General features: G+C 47.6%; 3 protein-coding genes. All 3 read left to right on the plus strand.

All coding sequences use genetic code 11. The annotated features are described in order from the left end of the window. A partial coding sequence (locus tag ACP5J3_RS13295) for a replication factor C small subunit (protein ID WP_428496126.1) occupies positions 1-647 on the plus strand: 647 nt, incomplete at its 5' end. Beyond that, positions 647-1,915 carry a replication factor C large subunit gene (locus tag ACP5J3_RS13300; protein WP_428496127.1) on the plus strand — a complete coding sequence of 423 codons (1,269 nt, stop codon included), beginning with the start codon at positions 647-649 and terminating at the stop codon, positions 1,913-1,915. The genes ACP5J3_RS13295 and ACP5J3_RS13300, both read left to right, overlap by 1 nt. Then, positions 1,915-2,214, plus strand: coding sequence for a DUF3195 domain-containing protein (locus ACP5J3_RS13305; RefSeq protein WP_428496128.1), 300 nt, complete (start codon positions 1,915-1,917; stop codon positions 2,212-2,214). Before ACP5J3_RS13300 ends, ACP5J3_RS13305 begins: the two co-directional genes overlap by 1 nt. Positions 2,215-2,397 lie beyond the last annotated feature (183 nt).

Genomic DNA, 2,397 nt, shown 5'->3' on the forward strand with positions numbered 1-2,397 from the left:
CAGACGCACAACAAGCACTACGCAGAATAATGGAAATATACGCACAAAACACAAGATTCATACTACTAGCAAACTACGTATCACGTATAATCGATCCTATTATTTCTAGATGCGCCGTCTTTAGGTTTTCACCCATGCCGAAGAATCTCATGGCAGAAAGACTTAGGCTCATTGCAAAAAGTGAGGGTGTTGAGCTCAGAGACGACGCCATTGACATAATATATGAGCTCTCCGAGGGAGATATGAGAAAGGCTATAAACCTCCTACAAGTGGCCGCGGCTACGAATAAAGTTGTTGACTCCAATGCCGTAGCCGCCGCCGCGGCTACTATAAAGCCCTCAGATATTACTGAGCTATTTAATCTTGCAATCGGCGGCGACGTGTCAAAGGCCCGGGAGAAGCTCAGAGAACTTATGTACCTCAAGGGCGTTGCAGGTGTCGACTTCATAAGAGCCTTCCAGAGAGAACTTATACGAATGGCGCTTGATGATGATGTTAAGGCGGAGATCGCCGAGTTGCTGGCAGACGTCGATTATAGACTCACACAGGGAGCGGATGAGGAAATTCAGTTGACTTATCTACTAAGTAAGTTAGGTGCCTTGGGGAGGCGGATTAGGCCGAGCCCTGCCCAGCAGAAAAAGAGGTAATGCCCCTCCCCTGGGTGGAGAAGTACAGACCCAAGTCTTTTGCAGATATTGTGAATCAGGAGGAGGCGAAGTACATCTTGGCGTCTTGGATATGCGCCAAATTCAAGGCCCCTAAGGAGTTCTGTGCGCGCTGGGCTAAGAAAAAGGACAGGGAGATTACGGAGGCTAGGGCCGTTCTTTTAGCAGGCCCTCCTGGGGTTGGCAAGACTACAATAGTCCACGCCTTGGCGAGAGAAATTAGATATGAGCTTATTGAGCTTAACGCAAGTGATGTGAGAACTGCTGAGAGGCTGAGGCAGGTAGTGGGCAGTGGGTTGAGGGAGTCTTCTCTCTTTGGCTACGAGGGCAAGATAGTCTTGTTTGACGAGGTTGATGGCCTCCATGTAAAAGAAGATAAGGGGGGTCTGGAGGCTATTATCGACATAGTGGAGACGGCGAAGGTTCCCATAGTCATGACCGCAAATAACCCCTACGATCCAAAGTTCAGGCCTTTGAGAGATCTCTCGCTTGTGGTTAACTTGAGGAGACTTTCTGAAGACGAGGTGGTTGAGGTATTGAGAAGGATATGCGTCAACGAGGGGGCTAAATGTGAAGATGAGGCTTTGAGAAGCATCGCAAAGTCGTCTATGGGCGACCTACGTGCGGCTATTAACGATCTGCAGATGTACCTAACAGGCGGGAGGAAGATGCTGGTGTTAGATGATATAAAGAGGGCGGGGGAGAGAAACCCCCAGCTTTCTATGTTCGAGATTTTGGATCGCGTTTACAAGGCGCGTTGGTTTGACGAGGCCCGTGCCGTGTCTTTCAACCCGTCTTTTGACTGGGAGCAGTACTTCGTATGGGCTCTTGAAAGTATCCCAGTTGTGTACAAAGATCTTGAGGCGATGTCGACGGCGTACGACCGGCTTAGCAAAGCCGACGTGTTTATTGGAAGAATAAAGAGGATGCAGGAGTGGGAGCTTATGCCTTATGCCATGGAGCTCGCCCTCGGTGGGGTTTCTCAAATAAAAGACAAGCCAAGGCTCCCCCCCTTTATTAGATATGGATTCCCACAGAGACTTCTCCTACTGGCTAGATCTAGAGAGGCGCGGAGGAGGCGGGACGCGCTTGTTGAATACCTAGCACAGAACTTACATGTTTCCAAGTCGGCCGTCAGGTCTGAGATATTGTACGTACTTTCAGCGCTGTCAAAAGCCAACCCTAGTGTAGTGGAGAAATTAAGTAAATCTCTGGGCATCAGCGCTGTAGATATTAGAACCCTGCTCTGATGGAGAGGGGCCACGTACTTATTAGGACGGCTCCACGGAAAGACAGGGTCGTGGCTAGGGATTTATGCGACTGCCTGTATTACTATGACCAGTCTGTTAAATGTGAGGTAATAACGCCTGGTTTTGTCTATGTCAATACTTTTACTACTTACTTAGGTGAATGTTTAAATTTATTTTATTTTAAAAAAATTATTAAAAATATAGAAATCTATGATTATGTATCTAGGGAGAGGCCGGAATGTGGTAGTTGTGTAGTCGTTGCAGTCGGCGGGCTGTATTTCGTGCGCAGAGTTGGCTGATACTTTTAGAAAACATCTATTTATTACAAGTTATGTAATCTGAAAGTATTTATAACTGCCTTGTCCTCACCTCCATGGCTATTGTAGTTGACGAATCTGTGTTTTCACCTAACTACGTGCCGGAGAGGTTGCCGCACAGAGAGCAACAACTCCAGAGCATTGATATGTTGCTTAGTAGCTGGC

Source organism: Pyrobaculum sp. (assembly GCF_049971835.1).
In the GTDB taxonomy this organism is placed as follows: domain Archaea; phylum Thermoproteota; class Thermoprotei; order Thermoproteales; family Thermoproteaceae; genus Pyrobaculum.